At 43.1% G+C, this 20,501-nt stretch carries 20 protein-coding genes; 2 read left to right on the forward strand and 18 right to left on the reverse strand.

The features are described from left to right. Window positions 1-24: 24 nt before the first annotated feature. The 5 genes from ACZ444_RS08545 to ACZ444_RS08565 form a co-directional block, all read right to left on the reverse strand. The gene (locus ACZ444_RS08545; protein ID WP_382361184.1) at window positions 25-1,287 is read right to left on the reverse strand and encodes a dihydrolipoamide acetyltransferase family protein; all 1,263 of its coding nucleotides are present in this window, start codon (window positions 1,285-1,287) and stop codon (window positions 25-27) included. Window positions 1,288-1,312: 25 nt separating this feature from the next. Continuing rightward, complete coding sequence (locus tag ACZ444_RS08550) at window positions 1,313-2,296, reverse strand: alpha-ketoacid dehydrogenase subunit beta (RefSeq protein ID WP_382361181.1); 984 nt, start codon at window positions 2,294-2,296, stop codon at window positions 1,313-1,315. Window positions 2,297-2,307: 11 nt separating this feature from the next. Then, on the reverse strand, window positions 2,308-3,303 hold the full coding sequence (locus ACZ444_RS08555) for a thiamine pyrophosphate-dependent dehydrogenase E1 component subunit alpha (RefSeq protein ID WP_382361178.1): 996 nt from the start codon (window positions 3,301-3,303) through the stop codon (window positions 2,308-2,310). A 20-nt stretch (window positions 3,304-3,323) separates the two neighbouring features. Continuing rightward, the gene (lpdA, locus tag ACZ444_RS08560) at window positions 3,324-4,745 is read right to left on the reverse strand and encodes a dihydrolipoyl dehydrogenase (RefSeq protein WP_382361175.1); all 1,422 of its coding nucleotides are present in this window, start codon (window positions 4,743-4,745) and stop codon (window positions 3,324-3,326) included. Between the two features lie 119 nt (window positions 4,746-4,864). After that, window positions 4,865-5,965, reverse strand: coding sequence for a Leu/Phe/Val dehydrogenase (locus ACZ444_RS08565; RefSeq protein ID WP_382361173.1), 1,101 nt, complete (start codon window positions 5,963-5,965; stop codon window positions 4,865-4,867). Window positions 5,966-6,325: 360 nt separating this feature from the next. On the opposite strand from ACZ444_RS08565, the gene ACZ444_RS08570 reads away from it, so the two are divergent. Then, window positions 6,326-6,556 (forward strand): DUF2627 domain-containing protein, encoded by a 231-nt coding sequence (locus tag ACZ444_RS08570; RefSeq protein WP_382361170.1) that lies wholly within the window; start codon window positions 6,326-6,328, stop codon window positions 6,554-6,556. 32 nt (window positions 6,557-6,588) lie between these two features. Continuing rightward, window positions 6,589-7,938 (forward strand): aspartate kinase, encoded by a 1,350-nt coding sequence (locus ACZ444_RS08575; RefSeq protein ID WP_382361166.1) that lies wholly within the window; start codon window positions 6,589-6,591, stop codon window positions 7,936-7,938. Window positions 7,939-8,050: 112 nt separating this feature from the next. On the opposite strand, the gene spo0A is transcribed toward ACZ444_RS08575, so the two are convergent. The 13 genes from spo0A to accC all read right to left on the reverse strand — a co-directional run bounded on the left by spo0A (window position 8,051) and on the right by accC (window position 20,499). Beyond that, on the reverse strand, window positions 8,051-8,833 hold the full coding sequence (spo0A, locus tag ACZ444_RS08580) for a sporulation transcription factor Spo0A (protein ID WP_382361163.1): 783 nt from the start codon (window positions 8,831-8,833) through the stop codon (window positions 8,051-8,053). 254 nt (window positions 8,834-9,087) lie between these two features. Next, window positions 9,088-10,314, reverse strand: a complete 1,227-nt coding sequence (spoIVB, locus tag ACZ444_RS08585) for a SpoIVB peptidase (protein ID WP_464433828.1) — start codon at window positions 10,312-10,314, stop codon at window positions 9,088-9,090. 227 nt (window positions 10,315-10,541) lie between these two features. Further along, the gene (gene recN, locus ACZ444_RS08590) at window positions 10,542-12,251 is read right to left on the reverse strand and encodes a DNA repair protein RecN (protein ID WP_382361157.1); all 1,710 of its coding nucleotides are present in this window, start codon (window positions 12,249-12,251) and stop codon (window positions 10,542-10,544) included. A 15-nt stretch (window positions 12,252-12,266) separates the two neighbouring features. Further along, window positions 12,267-12,716, reverse strand: a complete 450-nt coding sequence (gene ahrC, locus ACZ444_RS08595) for a transcriptional regulator AhrC/ArgR (RefSeq protein WP_382361154.1) — start codon at window positions 12,714-12,716, stop codon at window positions 12,267-12,269. 19 nt (window positions 12,717-12,735) lie between these two features. Beyond that, a complete protein-coding gene (locus tag ACZ444_RS08600; protein WP_382361151.1) occupies window positions 12,736-13,560 on the reverse strand; it encodes a TlyA family RNA methyltransferase in 825 nt (274 codons plus the stop codon). Between the two features lie 40 nt (window positions 13,561-13,600). Beyond that, window positions 13,601-14,194, reverse strand: coding sequence for a hypothetical protein (locus ACZ444_RS08605; RefSeq protein WP_382361148.1), 594 nt, complete (start codon window positions 14,192-14,194; stop codon window positions 13,601-13,603). Window positions 14,195-14,891: 697 nt separating this feature from the next. Beyond that, entirely contained in the window at window positions 14,892-15,782 is an 891-nt protein-coding gene (locus ACZ444_RS08610) for a polyprenyl synthetase family protein (protein WP_382361145.1), read from the reverse strand. After that, entirely contained in the window at window positions 15,779-16,018 is a 240-nt protein-coding gene (locus tag ACZ444_RS08615) for an exodeoxyribonuclease VII small subunit (protein WP_382361142.1), read from the reverse strand. Before ACZ444_RS08615 ends, ACZ444_RS08610 begins: the two co-directional genes overlap by 4 nt. Then, the gene (gene xseA / locus ACZ444_RS08620; protein WP_382361139.1) at window positions 15,996-17,360 is read right to left on the reverse strand and encodes an exodeoxyribonuclease VII large subunit; all 1,365 of its coding nucleotides are present in this window, start codon (window positions 17,358-17,360) and stop codon (window positions 15,996-15,998) included. The genes ACZ444_RS08615 and xseA overlap by 23 nt, the downstream gene beginning before the upstream one ends. Then, entirely contained in the window at window positions 17,350-18,210 is an 861-nt protein-coding gene (folD, locus tag ACZ444_RS08625) for a bifunctional methylenetetrahydrofolate dehydrogenase/methenyltetrahydrofolate cyclohydrolase FolD (RefSeq protein ID WP_382361135.1), read from the reverse strand. Before folD ends, xseA begins: the two co-directional genes overlap by 11 nt. A gap of 15 nt (window positions 18,211-18,225) precedes the next feature. Then, a complete protein-coding gene (nusB, locus tag ACZ444_RS08630) occupies window positions 18,226-18,606 on the reverse strand; it encodes a transcription antitermination factor NusB (protein WP_382361132.1) in 381 nt (126 codons plus the stop codon). A gap of 145 nt (window positions 18,607-18,751) precedes the next feature. Then, window positions 18,752-19,138: an Asp23/Gls24 family envelope stress response protein gene (locus tag ACZ444_RS08635; RefSeq protein ID WP_382361129.1), complete on the reverse strand. Its 387-nt coding sequence runs from the start codon at window positions 19,136-19,138 to the stop codon at window positions 18,752-18,754. Continuing rightward, entirely contained in the window at window positions 19,138-20,499 is a 1,362-nt protein-coding gene (gene accC, locus ACZ444_RS08640) for an acetyl-CoA carboxylase biotin carboxylase subunit (protein ID WP_382361126.1), read from the reverse strand. Before accC ends, ACZ444_RS08635 begins: the two co-directional genes overlap by 1 nt. Window positions 20,500-20,501: the final 2 nt, after the last annotated feature.

The raw sequence follows: 20,501 nt of genomic DNA on the forward strand, positions 1-20,501 counted from the left end.
CAGAAGACCAGCACACTGAATCACTTAATATAAACTGGTTGTTTCAGAGCTTATATTTTGCACAATTTCCTTCACACGCGCCAGGAATTGGCCCACAATCAATCCATCGAGCACGCGGTGGTCAAGAGACAAGCATAAGTTGACCATATCACGAGCGGCAAACATATCCCCAATCATGACCGGCCGTTTAACAATCGATTCTACTTGCAATATCGCAGCCTGAGGCGGGTTAATAATGCCCATCGACTGAACAGACCCAAAAGCACCCGTGTTATTAACTGTAAATGTACCGCCCTGCATATCTTCAGACGTTAGCTGCCCCGTGCGTGCACGATTTGCAAGATCAGTTATATCTCTTGCAATACCTTTAATGCTTTTTTCATCCGCTTGTTTGATGACTGGTACAAACAATTCATCATCCTTGGCAACCGCTATTGAAAGGTTTATATCGCGATGCTGGATAATTTGATCATCTGCCCATGAACTGTTTAGCTGTGGGTATTCCTTCAGTGCCTGAGCTACAGCTTTGACAAAAAAAGCAAAATACGTAAGATTGAAGCCCTCATTCTGTTTGAAGTTATCCTTCACCTGATCCCGGTAGCGCACTAATTCAGTCACATCCGCTTCAACAGCCATCCAGGCATGGGGTATCTCCTGAGCGGAACGTGCCATATTCTGTGCAATGGCTTTTCTGACCCCAGTAACAGGTATAGTCGAATCACCTGACTGCGTTGGCCGTTTTTGTGCAGCCGCCTGTTCTGGCTGTTGCACTTGGGCGGAACTGGATGCTTCGGTATCTTTGCCGGTTGCTGTTTGTTCCGGCTTCTTACCCGATGCAATCAACTGTTCAATATCCTTTCGAGTAATACGTCCACTCCGGCCAGAACCGCTTACTTGCTCCAAATCAATGTTATGTTCTTGTGCAAGCTTAAGGACAGCAGGCGAGTAGCGTTTTTTCATTGACTGATCGCCGGCAGATTCTTCAGATGATCCCTGTTTTTCTTCTGCTTGCCCGGAAGAAACAGCAGCCTCTTCATCCGAAGTATCCTCAGTTTCAATATAGCCCATAAGTTCACCGACTTGAAGGGTGTCACCTTCCTGAACACTAAGCTCTTGAATAACACCTGTGAACAATGATGGAACTTCAGCGTTGACTTTATCCGTCATCACTTCTGCAATTGGGTCATATTTGTTGACATGATCTCCTGAACTAATCAGCCACGAGCTGATTGTACCTTCAGTCACGCTTTCACCAAGCTGTGGCATGTTAATTTTTTCGGTTGCCATTCAAAATCGCTCCTTCTTATCCTGGTTAAAATTCAGCCAGTTCACGAATAGCTTTTTCGACCCTATCCGGATTCATCATGAAATATTTCTCCAGCTTTGGTGAGAAGGGCATGGCCGGTATCTCTGCTCCAGCCAGCCGCTGAACCGGCGCATCGAGATCAAACAGGCAGTTCTCAGCGATAATGGCGGCCACTTCACCAATAATACTGCCTTCTTTATTGTCTTCAGTAATCAATAGCACTTTGCCGGTTGCGGCTGCTGCCTGGATAATCGCTTCCTGATCAAGCGGGTAGACAGTCCGCAAATCGAGAATATGTGTGCTGATACCTTCTTCATCCAGCTTTTCAGCAGCCTGCATTGCAAAATGCACAGACAAGCCATATGTGATCACAGTAATATCAGAACCTTCACGTTTTACATCAGCCTTGCCTATGGGCAGAACATAATCATCATCCGGCACCTCATTTTTTAACAGACGATAGGCTTTTTTGTGCTCGAAGAAAAGCACTGGATCATTGTCACGGATAGACGCTTTTAAAAGCCCTTTAACATCGTATGGTGTCGAGGGCACAACAATCTTCAGACCAGGCTGATTAGCAAAGATCGATTCAAGCGATTGTGAATGATATAAGGCTCCGTTTATACCACCGCCATAAGGTGCGCGGATAGTCATGGGCACATGCCAATCATTATTGGAGCGATAGCGTGTTTTAGCTGCTTCTGAAATAATCTGATTAACAGCCGGCAGCATAAAATCAGCAAATTGCATTTCTGCAACAGGACGCTTGCCATACATAGCTGCTCCGATACCGACACCAGCGATAGCTGATTCAGCCAGGGGCGTATCAAGTACCCGCTGATTGCCAAAATCGTTATACAGTCCCTGAGTTGCTCCAAACACGCCCCCTTTTTTACCAACATCCTCACCCATAATAAAGACGTTATCATCACGTTTCATTTCTTCATGCAAAGCGGTGGTCACCGCCTGAATATAAGACATGACTGGCATTCGTTTCCCCCCTACACTTCCTCATAGACATATTTATGTGCTGACGCCGGTTCAGGATAATCTGCTTTTTCCGCATAGTCGGTTGCTTCATTTACGATGCTATCTATTTCAGTGCTGATTTTCTGTTCGGTTTCATCGCTCATAGCACCCGATTCTTTTAAATAAGCAGCATACGAAATGAGCGCATCGTTCTTTTTAGCTTCTTCGACTTCCGAACTTTCCCGGTATTGACTGTCATCGTCATCACTGGAATGTGCCGTGAAACGATACGACAGGGTTTCGATTAATGTTGGACCTTCACCATTAACGGCCTGTTCCCGCGCTTTTTTCACTTCATCATAAACCGCCAGAGGATCATTGCCGTTAACCGTTACGCCCGGCATCCCATAGCTTGCTGCACGGGCGGATATATTCTCACTGGCATACTGTTTATCGAGCGGAACCGAAATGGCATATTGATTGTTTTCCACCATTGTAATCACCGGCAATTTATGTACACCAGCGAAATTAAGACCCTCATGGAAGTCACCCTGGTTAGTAGAACCTTCTCCCAATGTGACAAATGAAGCAAACGTTTCGTCATCCATTTTAGCGGCAAGAGCAATCCCGACTGCATGCGGCACTTGTGTTGTTACAGGAGATGACTGAGTCACAATCCGGTTTTCCTTTTGTCCAAAATGACTTGGCATCTGCCGGCCACCCGAATTAGGATCATCTGCTTTAGCAAACGCTGACAGCATTAATTCTTTAGGTGTCATGCCAAATGCAAGGACTATCCCCAAATCCCGATAATAGGGTAAAACATAATCTTTAGTCCTGTCGAATGCGAATGAAGCACCAATCTGTGAAGCCTCCTGACCTTGACATGAGATAACAAACGGAATTTTTCCAGCGCGGTTTAACAGCCACATTCGCTCATCAAGTCTGCGGGCTAAAAGCATATGCCGATACATATCAACTGCCTGTTCATCTGTTAAACCTAACGATTCGTGGCGATTCTTTGCCATTGTTTTTCCTCCTCGTACCATTATCCATGAATTTGCTTGCCATCAACGGCCAATGCAGCTTCGCCTACAATTTCAGACAGGGACGGATGCGGATGAACACTTTGGCCGATTTCCCAAGGCGTTGCGTCCAGCACCTTGGCCAGACCAGCCTCAGATATCATGTCCGTAACACGCGGACCAATCATATGCACCCCGAGTAAATCATTCATACTTGAATCAGCAATCAATTTGACAAACCCCTCTGATTCCCCGTGTATCAGCGCTTTTCCGACGGCACTGAAGGGAAACTTGCCTACTCTTACATCATATCCCTGTTCCTGTGCTTGTTTTTCCGTTAAACCAACACTTGCAGCTTCCGGGTCAGCATAAATACATGATGGGATATTGTTATAGACAAGCGGCAATGGGTCTTTATCTGCCATATGTTCGACAGCAACGATGCCTTCATGCGAGGCAGCATGAGCCAGCTGCATGCCACCGATAACATCCCCGATGGCATAAATATGTGAATCCTTCGTCTGATAAACATCATTTGTGTCGATAACACCATTGCTGGTTGTTATACCGGTGTTTTGCAGTCCAATGTCCGATGTATTAGCTGAACGCCCAACAGATACGAGCATCTTATCAGCCGAAAACGTTTCTTGTGCATCATTTAGATAAGCATCAATCGTAACATGCCCATCTGTTTGCAATGTCTCTGGAAGCACTTGGGCCTCTTTTACAAACCGAACGCCTTTTTTCCCGAGCTGTTTCTCGGTTTCGTTAGCGATTGCTTCATCTTCTGTTGGCAAAATGTGTTCCAGATACTCGATAACTGTCACGTCAACATCAAAGTCGGCGAGCATCGATGCCCATTCAATTCCGATCACACCGCCGCCAACAATAATAATTGATGATGGTAGAGCCTCCATTTGCAAAGCTTCGTCGGACGTCAGCACATATTGGCCATCGATTTCCAGGCCTGGGAGTGACCTTGGCTCGGAACCAGTTGCTATCAGAACATTTTGTGCTGTAAGCATTGTATTCTCACTGCCATCGGCATACTCAACGGATATCGTACCAGGCATTGGCGAGAAAATACTTGGTCCCAAAATTCTGCCCAGTCCCTCGTATACATCAATTTTACCTTTTTTCATCAAACCTTTTACGCCCTGGTACAAGCTGTCTACAACCCGATTTTTTCGTTCCTGAACTTTGGCGAAATTAAGTGTAACATTCGTTGTATCTATTCCAAATTCGCCTGCTTCTTTCGTTTGTCTGAAGATCTCAGCACTTTGGAGCAAGGACTTGGACGGAATACAGCCGCGATGCAAACACGTTCCGCCCAGCTCACCTTTTTCGACAACGGCAACCCGCATATCCAGCTGCGATGCACGAATAGCTGCCACATAGCCACCAGTGCCGCCTCCAAGGATTATGAGATCGTATTCTTCTGACATGACCGATAAACCCCTCTCACATTGTATTGCTGGCGTTTCCTTCTCTTCCTGCATCATAAGCTGTTGCTTCGTTAAATGACAATTAAAATGTTCCAGTGGAAGCAACTGTTTTCCAATGATTAATTGCGTCTGCTCAGGATATTCTTATCAGTCGTTAAAAATTGACTGCGTGATGCATGCAATGATTGAATGCGTTCTTCTGCCATGCGATCGGCAGCAGCATAAGTTGGTATATTGTCACGTCTTGCTATCGAAAACACTTGCAATAAATTATCATAAATGGCTCCGACCTTTTTCATCGCCCGCTTTTCATTGTAGCCATTCAACTCATCTGACACATTAATGACACCGCCAGAGTTGAGAATGAAATCAGGCGTATAAACAATACCCATCTCGTGCAGTTTATCACCATGCGCATCCGCCTTAAGCTGGTTGTTGGCAGATCCTGCAATTGCCTTTGCTTTTAGCTGCGGTATCGTTTCATCATTGAGTACGCCACCCAACGCACACGGAGCAAAAATATCACAGTCTACACTGTAAATGTCATCAGGCGCAACCGCTTCAGCACCAAAATCGTCAACCACTCGCTGAACAGCCTGTTCATTAATATCTGTCACAATGATGCGGGCACCTTCCTGATGCAAATAATCACTTAAAGCATAAGCTACATTGCCGGCCCCTTGAACAGCAACTGTCCGTCCTTTCAAAGAGTCATCAGCAAATGCCTCCATTGCTGCTGCTTTCATACCTGTATAAAGCCCATAACCGGTAATAGGGGACGGATTACCTGAAGAACCTGATTCCTCAGGCGACAAACCTGCTACATAATCTGTTTCCACATGTATCAGATCCATATCCTCGACTGTTGTTCCCACATCCTCAGCTGTAATAAAACGACCATGCAAGCTTTCAATATAACGGCCAAAAGCACGAAACATTTCTGGATTTTTATCTTTATTCGGATCACCAATAATAACGGCTTTACCGCCGCCCAGATTCAAACCTGCCGCAGCATTTTTATATGTCATTCCCCTGGCCAGTCTCAGTGCATCATCTATAGCTTCTTCTTCAGAATTATATGTCCACATACGTGTACCGCCGAGTGCCGGCCCAAGTGTTGTATCATGTATAGCAATAATTGCTTTCAGCCCTGAATTTTTATCCTGGCAAAAAACGAGTTGTTCATAATCATCTGTTTCCATAGAATTCAATAGTTCCATCCTTGCATCTCCCTGCCTTCTATCTGAGTATTAGAACCAACTGCTGACAGATGCATATGTCATAATAGTACTATATCGCATATGAACACCAGTTCCAACCATTTTACTTTTGACATGCATCCCTCAACCTTATATTTAACCAAAGTTAACGCCGACTGTTCATTTTGAAAGCGCTTTATTTTAAAGTACCAAATCCTGAAACATATTGCAACCAGACAATCTGTTATACTAACAAATGATATTTATCCTGAAAAGTTAGTCAGACAGTTCATATTTTACCTAACTTTTGCTATACTGAGAGGAGTCTGTTTATACAAATTAAAAAGGTTTGGCCTTAGATGCATAAAAGGAGAACAAACTATGATTCGTATTATCGCAGTTCTGATGCTGCTCATTCCAGGCATTGTTTCAGCTTATGGTATTAAGCTGATGCGTGATGCGTTGTTCAGCGAATTTTATCCGATTTTTGTACATACAGACGTTCAGTTTGTTGTCGGCCTGCTGTTATTTCTTGGAGGAGTTGCATTTGTCGGCGGCTTCATCGTCCATCGCGACCGAAAAAAACGGGAGCAAGCGAAAAAAAATGACTAAATATGAGATTAGCCTAAACGGGGAGATGTCACATGAAAGTAGCTAAATTTGGGGGCAGTTCTGTAGCCAGCAGTGAACAAATAAAAAAAGCAGGATCGATCGTTGCAGAAGACACAGAACGTAAATTTGTCGTTGTTTCCGCTCCTGGCAAACAATTTGATACGGATACAAAGATCACAGATCGTTTAATTGAATTAAGTTATGTTGAATTTAATACGAAAGAATACAAGAGCATTTCAGATAAAATTATAGAACGTTTTGCTAAGATCGTCCATGAGCTTGATATTTCTAATGAGATTCTTACAGAAATTAGTGAAGCCATTGACACTGCAGCAAGCGTTGAAACAGCTGATCAGCAAAGAAAAACGGATATTTTAAAATCCATTGGTGAGGACAGCTGTGCTAAAATCGTCAGCAGGTATTTAAATACCATTGGTTTAAATGCGCAATATGTTAATCCAGAAGAAGCTGGTATTATTGTCAGTAATGAGCCGGGAAACGCTCAAATATTACCAGACAGCTACAAAACACTATACGAAATGCGAGAACAGAAGGGCATTATGGTTATACCTGGCTTTTTTGGCTTTACAACGGATGGTAAACTGATGACATTTTCCAGAGGCGGATCAGATATCACCGGTTCCATTGTGGCAGCAGGGGTCCAAGCTGATCTATACGAAAATTTCACCGATGTTGATTCTGTTTATGTTGTTGATCCGAGAATCATCCCAAACCCCGAAAAAGTAACGACATTGACCTATAAAGAGATGCGTGAGCTGTCATATTCCGGGTTTGGTGTTTTTCATGATGAAGCACTCATGCCTGCCTTTCAGGCGGAAATACCGGTTTGTATTAAAAATACCAACAATCCAGAAAGTGCAGGTACAATGATCGTTTCTAATAAAAATGAAGAATCAAGAGGTGTTGTCGGCATTGCCAGTGATACTGGCTTTTCCAATTTATATGTCAGTAAGTATTTAATGAACCGTGAACTCGGTTTTGGACGGCGCTTGCTGCAAATCCTCGAAGACGAAGGCATTTCATTTGAACATGCACCATCCGGAATTGACAATATGTCCGTTATTATAAGGGATGATGAGCTGACGGCGGAAAAAGAGCTCAGCGTCATCAACCGAATTCATGAGGAGTTGAATCCGGATACCATCTCAATCGATTATGGCTTTGCGATGGTTATGGTGGTTGGCGAAGGGATGATGAGTGCTGTCGGAATTGCCGAAAAATCAACAGCAGCATTTGCTGATGCCAATATCAGTATTGAGATGATCAACCAGGGATCATCTGAAGTATCGGTTATGTTTGGAATACGTAAAGATAAGCTTCATAAAGCTATAAAAGCGTTGTACAATAAATTTTTTAATTAACTGGCAGCCAGATCACAGAAAACGCCTTTCCTTATCAACTTGGCATTATTATTTGATAAAGGAAGGCGTTTTATATTTTGGTGTTATCGTTCAGTGAGTCTCTGTGAATCCGTCAGCTGGCCTTATGTTCCAGACGCAGACGATCAGCCACCATGGCGATGAACTCACTGTTGGTTGGTTTAGCTTTGGAAATATTAACGGTATAGCCAAATAACTGTGAAATTGACTCAACATTCCCCCGGCTCCAGGCCACCTCAATTGCATGCCTGATCGCCCTCTCTACGCGCGATGCCGTTGTATTGTACGCTTTTGCAATATCTGGATAAAGCACCTTCGTAATCGAACCCAAAAGTTCAATATCATTATAAACCATTGTAATGGCTTCTCTTAAGTACATATAACCTTTTATATGGGCCGGAACGCCAATTTCGTGAATAATACTTGTAATATTCGTTTCAAGATCTTTTTTATTGCGCTCCTGACTGTTTTCCCTTTTTGATATTGATGGCTTGGCTGTTTTAGCTCCCTTGACCTGGCGTATTTGCTCAGCTAAATTATCCAGTTCAAATGGTTTTAAAATGAAATAGGAAGCTCCCAGATCTCCTGCTTTTTTCATAACCTCCTCTTGCCCAAAGGCAGTAAGCATAATAACATTTGGACTATTTTTACGATTTGAATCACGAATTGTTTTTAAAACACCCAAACCATCAATATGCGGCATAATAAGGTCTAAAACGAGAACATCCGGCTCCTTTTTCTCCAGCATTTCCAGACATTCCCTACCATTATACGCAGTTCCGATAACGTTAATATCCTGAAGATCAGAAAAGTACTCTTCCATAAGTTCCACAAATTCTTTATTATCGTCCACTAAACAAACTGAAATTTCTTCCACACAAGTTTCCTCCTTTACTTCGAACCATCTCCATACAATATATTCGACATAAGATTGGAATATCCTTTTTTTATTATAAAAAAATTTCATATTTTTCCTTAATATGCATTTTTGCTCTGTATTTCTTTAAATATCGGTCTTATTTGACGAAATCTGACAAAAGTTGATATCTTTTGTTGGAAATGATTCCGATATAAAAAGGCTTGCCACAGGGTAAATCACTGCAGCAAGCCTTTGTTAAAGTTCAGCTTTCTTCAAGCCGCCTGGTTTCCTTGTTGTATTCCCTCGATACCAGCTTCTTGAAGCATCCATTCAATATGAACACCATATCCGCTTGTTGGATCATTTACAAATACATGGGTGACAGCACCGATGATCTTGTCATTCTGAATAATGGGACTGCCACTCATGCCTTGCACGATACCACCTGTTTCGTTCAGCAGTTCATCATCTGTAATCTCAATAACCATGCCTTTTTTGGCAGGATACTTCTGGGGGACACTGCTGACAACCTCAACGTCAAATTCCTGCACTTCTTCTCCTTCCAGAACAGTTAAAATCTTTGCCGGACCTTCTTCGACGTCATCTGGCGATGCAACCGGCATTGGTTCATCGTATGGACTATTCGATAATGATTTGTTAAGCTCACCAAAAACACCAAATGGCGTATTTTTTGTAATGTTTCCAATTTTTTCGTCTTCATTTGAAAATTTTGCTTGCTTTTCACCTGGGGTTCCACTGTTTCCTTTATCAATAGCCGTGACATTGGAACGCACAATGGTACCGTTATGGATCTCGATCGGCTTTTGTGTATCCATATCAGAGATAACGTGGCCAAGTGCACCATATTTTTTGGATGCAGGATCATAAAAAGACATCGTTCCAATTCCCGCGGCCGAGTCTCTTATATACAATCCAATCCGATATTTATCTTTAGCATCTTTTGCCGGTTCCATTGCTGTCTCAAAAGTTTTATTGTCCCGCTTAATGGTTATAGCCATTTCTTCATCGGATTTGCCTGCTTTTTGAACAAAAGGCTTAACATCTTCCATGTCTTCCACGTCTTTGCCATTTATCTCCAAAATCATGTCACCAACTTGAACATCGGCTTCTTCTCCAGGCGACATTTTTCCGTTTTCGCCTTCAATTTGATGATAACCGACAACAAGGACACCAAGCGTGTTAAGCTGTACACCAAGTGATTGACCACCGGGAACAATTTCTACATCTTCAAGTGCTGATTGATCGGCTTGCGTCATTGCTTCAGTCGCAGTTTGTTGAACAGGCATACGATTTTTGGATTGTTTTGCATAGAACACACTGGATCCAAATGCTTGAACATGTTCTGCAGAAGCGTCGGCCGGTCCGATATCATTGTTTGCTGAATGAGCCATAACCTGATCAGGAATGGAAAAGTAATGATTAAACGGTGAGATGAAAGGAATTGCCAAAACTGTTATGAGAAACAATATTCCTGCCATGAACCGTACTTTATTGTCATAATTCACCTAATTCACTCTCCTCCTCCTAACCCCATATCAATACTTTATCTCTGTACTTCTAATTTGACCGATCCGCTTGTGTTTTAAACAGGTCAAATTCAAGAAAAGATGTGTAACATTTCCTGTGACTGTGGGATCAGTGAACAAGGAGACAATTATTTAATTGTCTGGAAAAAAGAAGAGCCGAAAAATCCAATTCCGGCTCTTTATCCATGTTGTTTTTTGTAATTATCAGCCAGTTCGAGCAACTCTGTGGCGTGATCTTTGGCTGTATCCGTCAATTTAGTACCGGTTATCATTCTGCCCAGTTCTGTAATGGTGTCATCTGTCGATAACTCTTCCACAGTGGTTGAGGTACGGTCTTCTTCTTCATACTTTTGAATCAGCTTATGGGTATCAGCCATAGCTGCAACTTGAGGTAAATGCGTGATACACAAGACTTGTGATTGATTGGAAACTTCCTGAATTTTTTCAGCCATGGCCTGTGCAACCCTTCCGCTGACGCCGGTGTCTACCTCATCAAAAATAACACTGGTCACACCCTGATGTTTAGCGAACAATCTTTTTAATGCGAGCATAATACGGGACAATTCACCGCCAGATGCGACTTTGTGCAGCTGCTTTAGAGGTTCACCTGGATTGGTTGAAATCCGGAAGTGAATCACATCAAAGCCATTTCGATGAAGTTTTGTTGTTTCCCCAGATTTTTCAGATGTATTAAAGGAAACTGAAAAAGAGGCTTTTTCCAGATATAAATCTTTAAGTTCATGATGAATATCCTCTGTTAATGCATCAGCTGCTTTCTGACGCAAATCATGCAGCTGCTTCGCTTCCAGATAGGCATCTTCCCGTGTGTCAGCAATTTGCTGTTCCAATTTTGTTAAGTGGGTATCTTTATGTGTTATTTCTTCCAATTCCTCTTCTACCTGACCGAGGTATTCCAAAATGTCATTAACGGTTGAGCCATATTTTTTCTTGAGATGGCTGATTTCATTCAGACGCGATTCAATCTCATTCAGTCTTCCGGAATCATACTGCAGCGTTTCAGTGTAGGAACGTAGATCGTATACCAATTCCTCCATCAGGAAATAATGGTTAGACATTTCTTCAGCTTTTTCGGCAATAAAGGAATCATATTCACGGCTGTTTTGCAGTGCCTGATTAGCAGTGCTCAGCCATTCTAAGCCCCTCTGTTCACCGTAGAGAGCATTATAAGCATCCTGAAGACTGGTATAAATGCGTTCGAAATTGGCTAGCTGACTACGCTCTTCTTCAAGTTGTTTATCTTCATCCGGCACCAGATTAGCGCCTTCAATTTCGTTCTTCTGAAACGTGAGCAAGTCCAGTCGCTGTGTAATTTCCCGTTCATTTTCACTTAATTCTTTATAGCGTTTCTGCAACGTGGTTAATTTTTCATATAAATCCGTATATTCACTTTTTGTTTGGGAAATAGCTTTCTCATCGTATAGGTCGAGGAGTTGTATATGATTATCAGCATTCAGCAATGATTGCGTCTCATGTTGACTATGAATATCAATTAAGTACTTGCCAAATTCCTTCAATATAGCCAGTGTTACTAATTTGCCGTTAATTCTGCAAATACTCTTTCCTGCAGCTGTTATGGTACGATGCAGAACAACCATCCCGTCCTGGATATCGACGCCATAGATATCTGCAGTGTCCAATAAAGGCTGATTATCCGAATCAAGTGTGAAAAGTCCTTCGATTTCAGCCTTTTTTGTTCCGTGACGAACGTATTCAACAGAACCGCGTCCGCCTGACAGCAAATGGACGGCATCGATAATGATGGATTTTCCCGCACCCGTCTCACCTGATAAAACCGTTAAACCGTTTGTAAATGTGATTGAGACGTCATCAATAATAGCAAAGTCCCGAATCGCCAGCTCTGTAAGCATATAGTCACCCCGTCATTAGAGCATACTCAGGAAGCGTTGTTGGATCGCAGCTGAATCATCTTCTGTACGGCAAATAATTAAACATGTATCATCACCGCAAATCGTACCCATAATTTCATCCCACTCCAGATTATCAATCAAAGCACCAATGGCATGTGCATTTCCTGGAAGTGTTTTCAGTACAATGAAATGGCTTGTATACTCCATTTTCACAAACGCATCCTGAACCAGGCGTTTAAGTTTATCCAGTGGGTTAAAACGCTGATCGGCAGGCAAACTGTACTTATAATGGCCATTGGATGAAGGCACTTTGACAAGATGCAAATCCTTAATATCACGAGAAACGGTCGCCTGTGTCACATGATAACCAAGTGCTATCAGCTTATCCACAAGTGTATCCTGAGTTTCAATTTCGTTTTCAGTTATCAACTGACGGATTTTGATATGACGCTGAATTTTACTCATACAATATCCCCACTCCTGATTACTCTGTTGCTTTTGCCTGCAGTTCAGCATGGGCTGTTTCGACTAATGTTTCGATGTCAGTCCATTGCTTAATCGATGCCTGATCTTTTTTCCAGCCTAAATGGGCGAGAAATTCAATGTTTCCATTACCGCCTGTTATCGGTGAGTATGTCAGGTTTAACAGTTGATAACCTTCTCTTTCCGCAAAGTCAACTATCCTATTCAGCACCTCTGTATGAATCCTTTTATCATGGACAATTCCCTTTTTACCAACCTGGTCCCGTCCTGCTTCAAACTGTGGTTTAATTAGAGCGATTACATCACTGTCATACTGCAGCAGCTGCTTCAAAACGGGGAGCAGCAATCTCAGGGAAATAAATGATACATCTATCGCGGCAAAATCCGGGCAGCCGTACTGGATCATATCAGATGTAACATAACGAAAATTGGTCCGTTCCATAACAATAACCCGCTGGTCCTTACGCAGTTTCCATGCCAGTTGATTAGAACCCACATCAACAGCATAGCTGAGCACTGCGCCATGCTGCAGTGCACAATCGGTAAATCCGCCAGTAGATGAACCAACATCAATCATTGTTCTGTCCGCCAGTTCAATGGGAAACTTCTGTAATGCTTTGTCCAATTTTAATCCGCCACGTCCGACGTATGGCAATGCTTGTCCCTTAACATACAGTGGCATTGTCTCACTAACTTTTGTACCCGGTTTGTCTAAACGTTCTTCATTGTTAAAAACAAGCCCGGCCATAATGAGACGTTTAGCTTTTTCTCTTGTCTCAGCCAGATTACGTTCTACCAGCAGACTGTCTACTCGCTTTTTTATCATCTCAAAATACCCTTTTATTAATTTTTAGATTTGAAGGCAATTATTTTTTTTCATTTTTCTCAGCTCTGGGCAATATTTTGATTTTAAAATGGCTTTCGATAAAAGCAATCACGCGACCTGCGAAAAAAATCAGATCTGTTGATGAATTAATAGCAATATGCTTAGCTATAGCCTTGCCGCCTACCGTCAGAGCCGCAACAAGGCTTGTCAACACAACGGATAAGACAACCTGCAAGGAAGCACCATCATCCTGACCGTATAAATTGGCAACCTGCAGCACCACGGCAGAAGCAGCAGTTCCGCTTATAATGCCTGAGATATCGCCAATAACATCATTACAAAAACTGGCAAACTTATCAGCATTGCGGATAATGCTGACGGCCTCTTTGGCGCCAGTAATTTTTTCTGCTGCCATCGCGTGAAATGGTCTTTCAACCGCCGAAGTGGCGGCAATCCCCATCATATCAAAGATTACACCCAGAAACACTATTATAAAAACGGTGAACAATCCTATAAACCAAATAACATTACTGAGAACGGCTTCAGAAGCAATTGAAAAAATAGCCGCTAGCACAAACGTGATAACGGCAATACTAACACTGAATTTTAGTGATTTTCTAGTTCGCGGCTTCATTTTAACTCCTGTTTCATCAAATATGTATAGACAGGAATGGTCATTTAAAAGGCGAAAACTGCAGCTTAGGTCCAGTAGGTTTTCCCAGATAGGTACCCCATGTTGCCATATGGGCGGTTCCCCTTTAAACCTATCTCAGCTCCGTCGCCGGAAGCCGGACTGGATTACCACTTAGTCCACACTATAATGCCTTTTAAATGTCAATGAACAGTCTAGGAGTTTTCCTCAGCAACCTTTGGCCATTTCTTAGCCTCTTTTGCAGTGATGATTTCATAGGGGTACTGCAGCATTTCAGTGGCCACTGAAATGCCAATTAAGACCCTAATCCCCACACCACCACTCAAGGCAGGCTACGCTGTAAATAAGGTCTCCCTTCCCCTATTCCACAGGTTCATACCCCATTCCATAATGTGACCTAGGCTTAGGCCACACGACAGATATGGGCCTCCACGGTAATCGGGTCTACGCCCGCATGCCTTTGCGGATCGCCCGAAAACCTTAACTCCCAGCACCGACCCAAGGCTGGGCGCCTCAAGCCGACACAAGGAACTTCATCGATATGCCCTTTAGCGGATTTTTAGGCCCGCCTTCAGAAACGGAGGGCTGACTAGAATACTGCACCATTCCTTTACGTGTTTAATATAACATATTTACATAAAAAATACTAGTCAGGATTCTGCTCTATTTCCTGCCGGCATTAGTGATCGCGGTTACTGAAATAATCAGTCAGCGACTTCAAAAGTGATGTTTCGGCATTGGCACCATATAATGCATCATACGCTTTCTGGACATAATCCTGTTTCATGCTGGCAGCGCCCTCAAGACCCAGTAATCTGACATACGTATTCTTTTCATTCTCATTATCGCTGCCCACTGGTTTCCCTAACTTTTCCGGATCGCCGCTTACATCCAAAATATCATCCTGAACCTGAAAAATAAGTCCCAGATAATGAGCGAATTGATCCAGATAAGCCAGCTGTTCGGCTGTGGCTCCGCTAAGATAGGCTCCTGAATGTATCGCAAAACGGAACAACTCCCCCGTTTTGTTCAAATGAATGGTTTCCAGTTCTGCCAGTGTCACTGGTTTTTTTTCTGCTTCCATATCCAGCATTTGACCAGCTACCATTCCTTTAGGACCACTTGCCTCAGATAACAACTGAATTAGCTGCACTTTCTCCTCACTTGTTAAATACGCATCAGCAGCAATCACTTCAAAACCGAAAGTCAGCAGCGCATCACCAGCTAATACAGCCGTTGCATCATCATATTGTTTATGATTAGTCGGCTGCCCGCGGCGCAAATCATCATCGTCCATCGCTGGTAAATCATCGTGGATAAGTGAATACGTGTGAATCATTTCTAGTGCGAGAGCAGCAGATAGAGCTTTTTCTCTGTCATGATGGTAGGCTTCATAGCTTGCCATTAAAAGAACCGGCCGCATGCGTTTACCGCCAGCCCGTATGGAATATAGCATTGAATTTTTTAGACGCTCCGGTATATCCAAATTTTGCAAACGTTTTTGCAGTTCCTGTTGAATCAGCTGTTTCGTTGTATTGATGAAATCATTTAGTTCCTGCTGCACGATCATTCTTCCTCCTGCACATCAAAGGTCTCATATTGGCCGTGCTCATTCATGATTTTAGTCATCTTTTCCTGAACATTTGTTAATTTGTTATTGCACAGTTTAGATAACTGCATCCCTTCCTGGTAATAAGAAATAGCTTTTTCCAGCGGTACATCACCTTGTTCAAGTTTTTCCACGATTTTTTCTAATTGCTGCATAGCTTCTTCAAACGACAGATTAGCTTCTTTCTCCTCCTCCATAAGTCTCCTCCTTAATCTCTAATACACGGCAATCGAGCGTCCCATCAGCAAGTTTAACACTGATCTTAGCAGACTGTGCCGTTGATTCAACTGATCTCAGCAGCTCTCCTTCTGAGGTATAAGGAATAGCGTACCCGCGTTTCATGGTTTCCAGTGGATTCAGCAATGATAATTTTTCAAGTGTCTTTTGCAGCCTGGACGACTTTTCAGTCAGCTGTTGTGTTATTAGTCGATTGAGCTGCTTATTCAATTGGCCAACCTCTTGGGCAGTGCGATTAATTTGCTTTGTGGGGTGCGATCCCAAAAGACGCGACTTCAAATGGGTCAATGCCTCGTGTTTGCGGCGTTGTTCAAGGTTCACTGATTTGTCCAGGCGTTCGACAAGCTTATCCAGCTCTTGCTCTTTCTGCCGGATTAAATGTTCTGGATAACGAAATGCATATGACTGACTGATGCGCTGAACGTTTTGCTTAGAGGAAGTCAGCTGTTCTGTCATAGCCCGCGTTAATGATCGACGGTGCCCGTTTATACGATCCAGAAGTTCCAGCTGTGATGGCACAGCTATCTCAGCCGCTCCAGTTGGAGTTGGGGCACGCACATCGGCTACATAATCACTGATTGTGCTATCTGTTTCATGTCCGACGGCTGAAATAACAGGTATCGTACAGCGGAACAGAGCGTCCGCCACTTTTTCTTCATTGAATCCCCACAGTTCTTCAATTGAACCGCCGCCTCTACCGACAATCAGAACATCACAGTCTGTTTCCCTGTCAACCCGGCTAATGCCATCTACAATTGACTGTACTGCATTCTCGCCCTGAACAATAACAGGCAGAACAGTTGTCCGGGCAATCGGATACCGGCGCTTAATCGTCGTAATAATATCGCGCACAGCCGCACCTGTTGGTGATGTCATAATACCGATATGCTCCGGGAATGCCGGCAGTTCCTTTTTATGTTCCTGAACAAAATAGCCCTGCCGATTCAATTTCTCCTTCAATTGTTCAAATGCTAAATAGAGAGAGCCAAGGCCGTCCGGTTCCATTTGCTGAATGTATAGCTGGTATTGGCCGAATCGTTCAAACACACCGATTTCACCGCTTATCAGCACATTCATGCCATCTTCCGGACGAAATTTCAAACGGCGGTTATTGCCTGCGAACATAACGGCCTGAATCCGTGCGTTGTCATCTTTTATGGTTAAATACATATGGCCGCGGCTGTGACGTTTGAAATTGGAGATCTCGCCTTTTAGCCATATATGCTTTAAATGCGGGTCTGTCGCAAATTTCTGTTTGATATATTTTGTCAGCGCAGTGACTGTTAAATAGTTATCCTGCAAAATAGGACAGTCCTTTAGCGGCCTGAACAGTATTCTTCAGGAGCATCGTAATTGTCATGGGGCCTACGCCTTTTGGAACTGGCGTTATGTAAGATGCTTTTTCTGCTGCTGATGAGAAATCCACATCTCCGGTCAATGACCCGTCATCAAGGCGATTCATACCCACGTCAATAATAACGGCGCCTTCTTTAATCGCTTCACTGTTAATCATATTAGCCTTTCCAACTGCCGTAATAAGGATGTCAGCACTGGCTGCATAAGCTGTCAGCTGGTGTGTTTTGGAGTGGCAATACGTCACCGTTGCATCCTGGTTCAAAAGCAATTGTCCCACCGGCCTTCCGACAATACGGCTTCGTCCGATCACAACCGCATGTTTTCCCTTAACCGAAATATTATAGGCTTCGAGCATTGTCATTATGCCATAGGGCGTACAAGGCAAAAACGTAGCCTGTCCACTCATTAATTTGCCAATATTGACAGGATGAAAACCATCTACATCTTTATCAGGATGAATCGTCTGAATAACATTTTGCTCATCAATATGTTCTGGAAGAGGCAGCTGGACAAGTATGCCATGAACGGATTTGTCGTGATTTAATTCACGAATTGAATCCAGAAGTTCTTTTTCCGAAATCGCTGCTGGCATATCAATCACGTCAAATGAAATACCTGTCTGCTGGGTTGCTTTCTCTTTTCCTCTGACATAGGACTTGGAAGCGGGATCGTCACCAGCGATAATCACTGTCAAGTGTGGTATAACGCCATCCTGCCGCAATTGTGATACGTCCTCTGTTATCGTCTCCCTCAATTTGTGAGCGAGCGCTTTTCCATCGATAATATTAGCCGCCATCGTGTCAACTCCTTCCTATGCGATAACGTTTGATAACACACCATTGACGAATCTGCCGGAATTATCATCACCATATTTATGAGCAAGTTCGACCGCTTCATTAATGGCCACATTTTGCGGCACCTCATCCTGCCAGTCAAGTTCATAAACAGCAATTCGCAAAATCGTGCGTTCCACCGAGGCTATACGGTCGATGGTCCAATTTTCCAAATGCGTTATAATTGTGTTGTCAATTGCACTTTTATGTGCGGCTGCGCCTTTAACAAGATCCTGCAAATAAGGATCAATTTCAAGTGACTCAAGATAATCAGTCATAGCTTGTTCAGGGTTTTTGTCGTTTATATCCAGTTGAAATAGAATCTGCATTGCTTTTTCTCGTGCTGCATGCCGGTTCATCAGCCATAACTCCTTTAATTTATATCGTATTCAAATCATAACACGAACAGCTTTCTTAAAGCCAGACAGAGTATTATCCTATCAGAAGGCTGGTCATTTTACCAGACTTCACAAAAAAATAAGTCAAAAGATCATATCTTTTGACTTATTCCTGTTCGTCCGCACTTTCCATTTGTATGCCAACAACATGAACATTGATTTCAGCGATATCCAGATTCGTCATATTTTTTAATGTTTGACGAATGTTATCCTGAAGCTGTTTTGCCACATTTGGTATAGTGACACCAAAATTTAGGACGACGAACAAATCAATCAGAATGCCATTTTCAGTCAGATCAACTTTAACACCTTTACTATGCGCTTTTTTGCCAAACCGTTCCACAACATCAGTGGCAAAGTTACCGCGCATGGAAGATACCCCCGTTACCTCGGAGGCGGAAATCCCAGCGATTACTTCAATAACTTCCGGAGCGATCTCAACAACTCCCAAAGTTAAATCATCACTTACATTAACCAAAGGCTGTTCGCTCATCAGTCCTCATCCTTTTCTTTAATCGGATTTTCCTCAAGGAATCTCGTGTTAAAATCACCACTTATGAAAACGGGGTGTTCCATGATTTGATGATGGAATGGAATCGTTGTATCAACACCCTCAACAACAAACTCATCCAGTGAACGTCTCATCCGATCAATGGCCTCTGTACGTGTTTTGCCGTGTGTCACGAGCTTAGCAACCATTGAATCGTAAAAAGGCGGAATGCTGTAGCCCGTATAGGCTGCGGATTCAACTCTTACACCAAAACCGCCGGGTGGCAGATACAAGTCAATTTTACCTGGTGATGGCATGAAATTTTTAAATGGATTTTCCGCGTTAACCCGGCATTCCATAGCCCATCCTTCATACGTGATATCCTCCTGCGCAAAGGGGAGCGGTTCATTGTCAGCTACTCTTATCTGTTCTTTAACCAGATCAACCCCTGTTACCATCTCAGTGATCGGATGCTCAACCTGAATCCGAGTATTCATTTCCATAAAATAAAACGTCTCATCCGTCCGGTCAAAAATAAATTCAATTGTACCGGCACCAACATAATCAACAGCCTTTGCGGCCTTCACAGCAGCATCTCCCATTTTTTGGCGAATGGCAGGTGTGATCGCCGGTGATGGTGTCTCTTCAACCAATTTCTGCAGACGGCGCTGAATCGAACAATCACGCTCGCCAAGATGGATGACATGACCGTGTTTATCAGCCAAAACCTGAATCTCCACATGGCGAAAATCTTCAATATATTTCTCCAGATAAACCCCTGCGTTGCCAAAGGATTTTTCCGCTTCTTCCTGTGTAATGCGAATGCCATTCACAAGTTCTTCTTCAGTTCTCGCAACACGTATCCCTTTTCCGCCGCCTCCTGCTGTCGCTTTAATAACAACAGGATAACCAATTGTTTCGGCGACTGTTCTGGCTTCCTCTTCATTTTGAATAATACCTTCTGATCCTGGTACAATTGGGACATCAGCTGCCTTCATTGTTTCTCTGGCAACGTCTTTTACACCCATTTTTTGAATCGCTTCAGCAGATGGACCAATAAATGTAATATTGCATGCCTTGCAAATCTCAGCGAAATCAGCGTTTTCGGAAAGGAAGCCATAGCCTGGATGAATGGCATCAACTTCTGTCAGCGTAGCAACACTCATAATATTCGTCAAATTTAAGTAACTTTCAGAGGAAAGGGCTGGTCCAATACAATAAGCTTCGTCAGCCAGCTGCACGTGAAGCGCTTCTTGATCAGCTTCAGAATAAACCGCTACAGTGGTTATGTTCATTTCTTTACATGCCCGAATAATGCGAACCGCTATCTCTCCTCTATTCGCAATCAATACTTTTTTAATCAACT

It is taken from the genome of Lentibacillus kimchii (assembly GCF_055381965.1).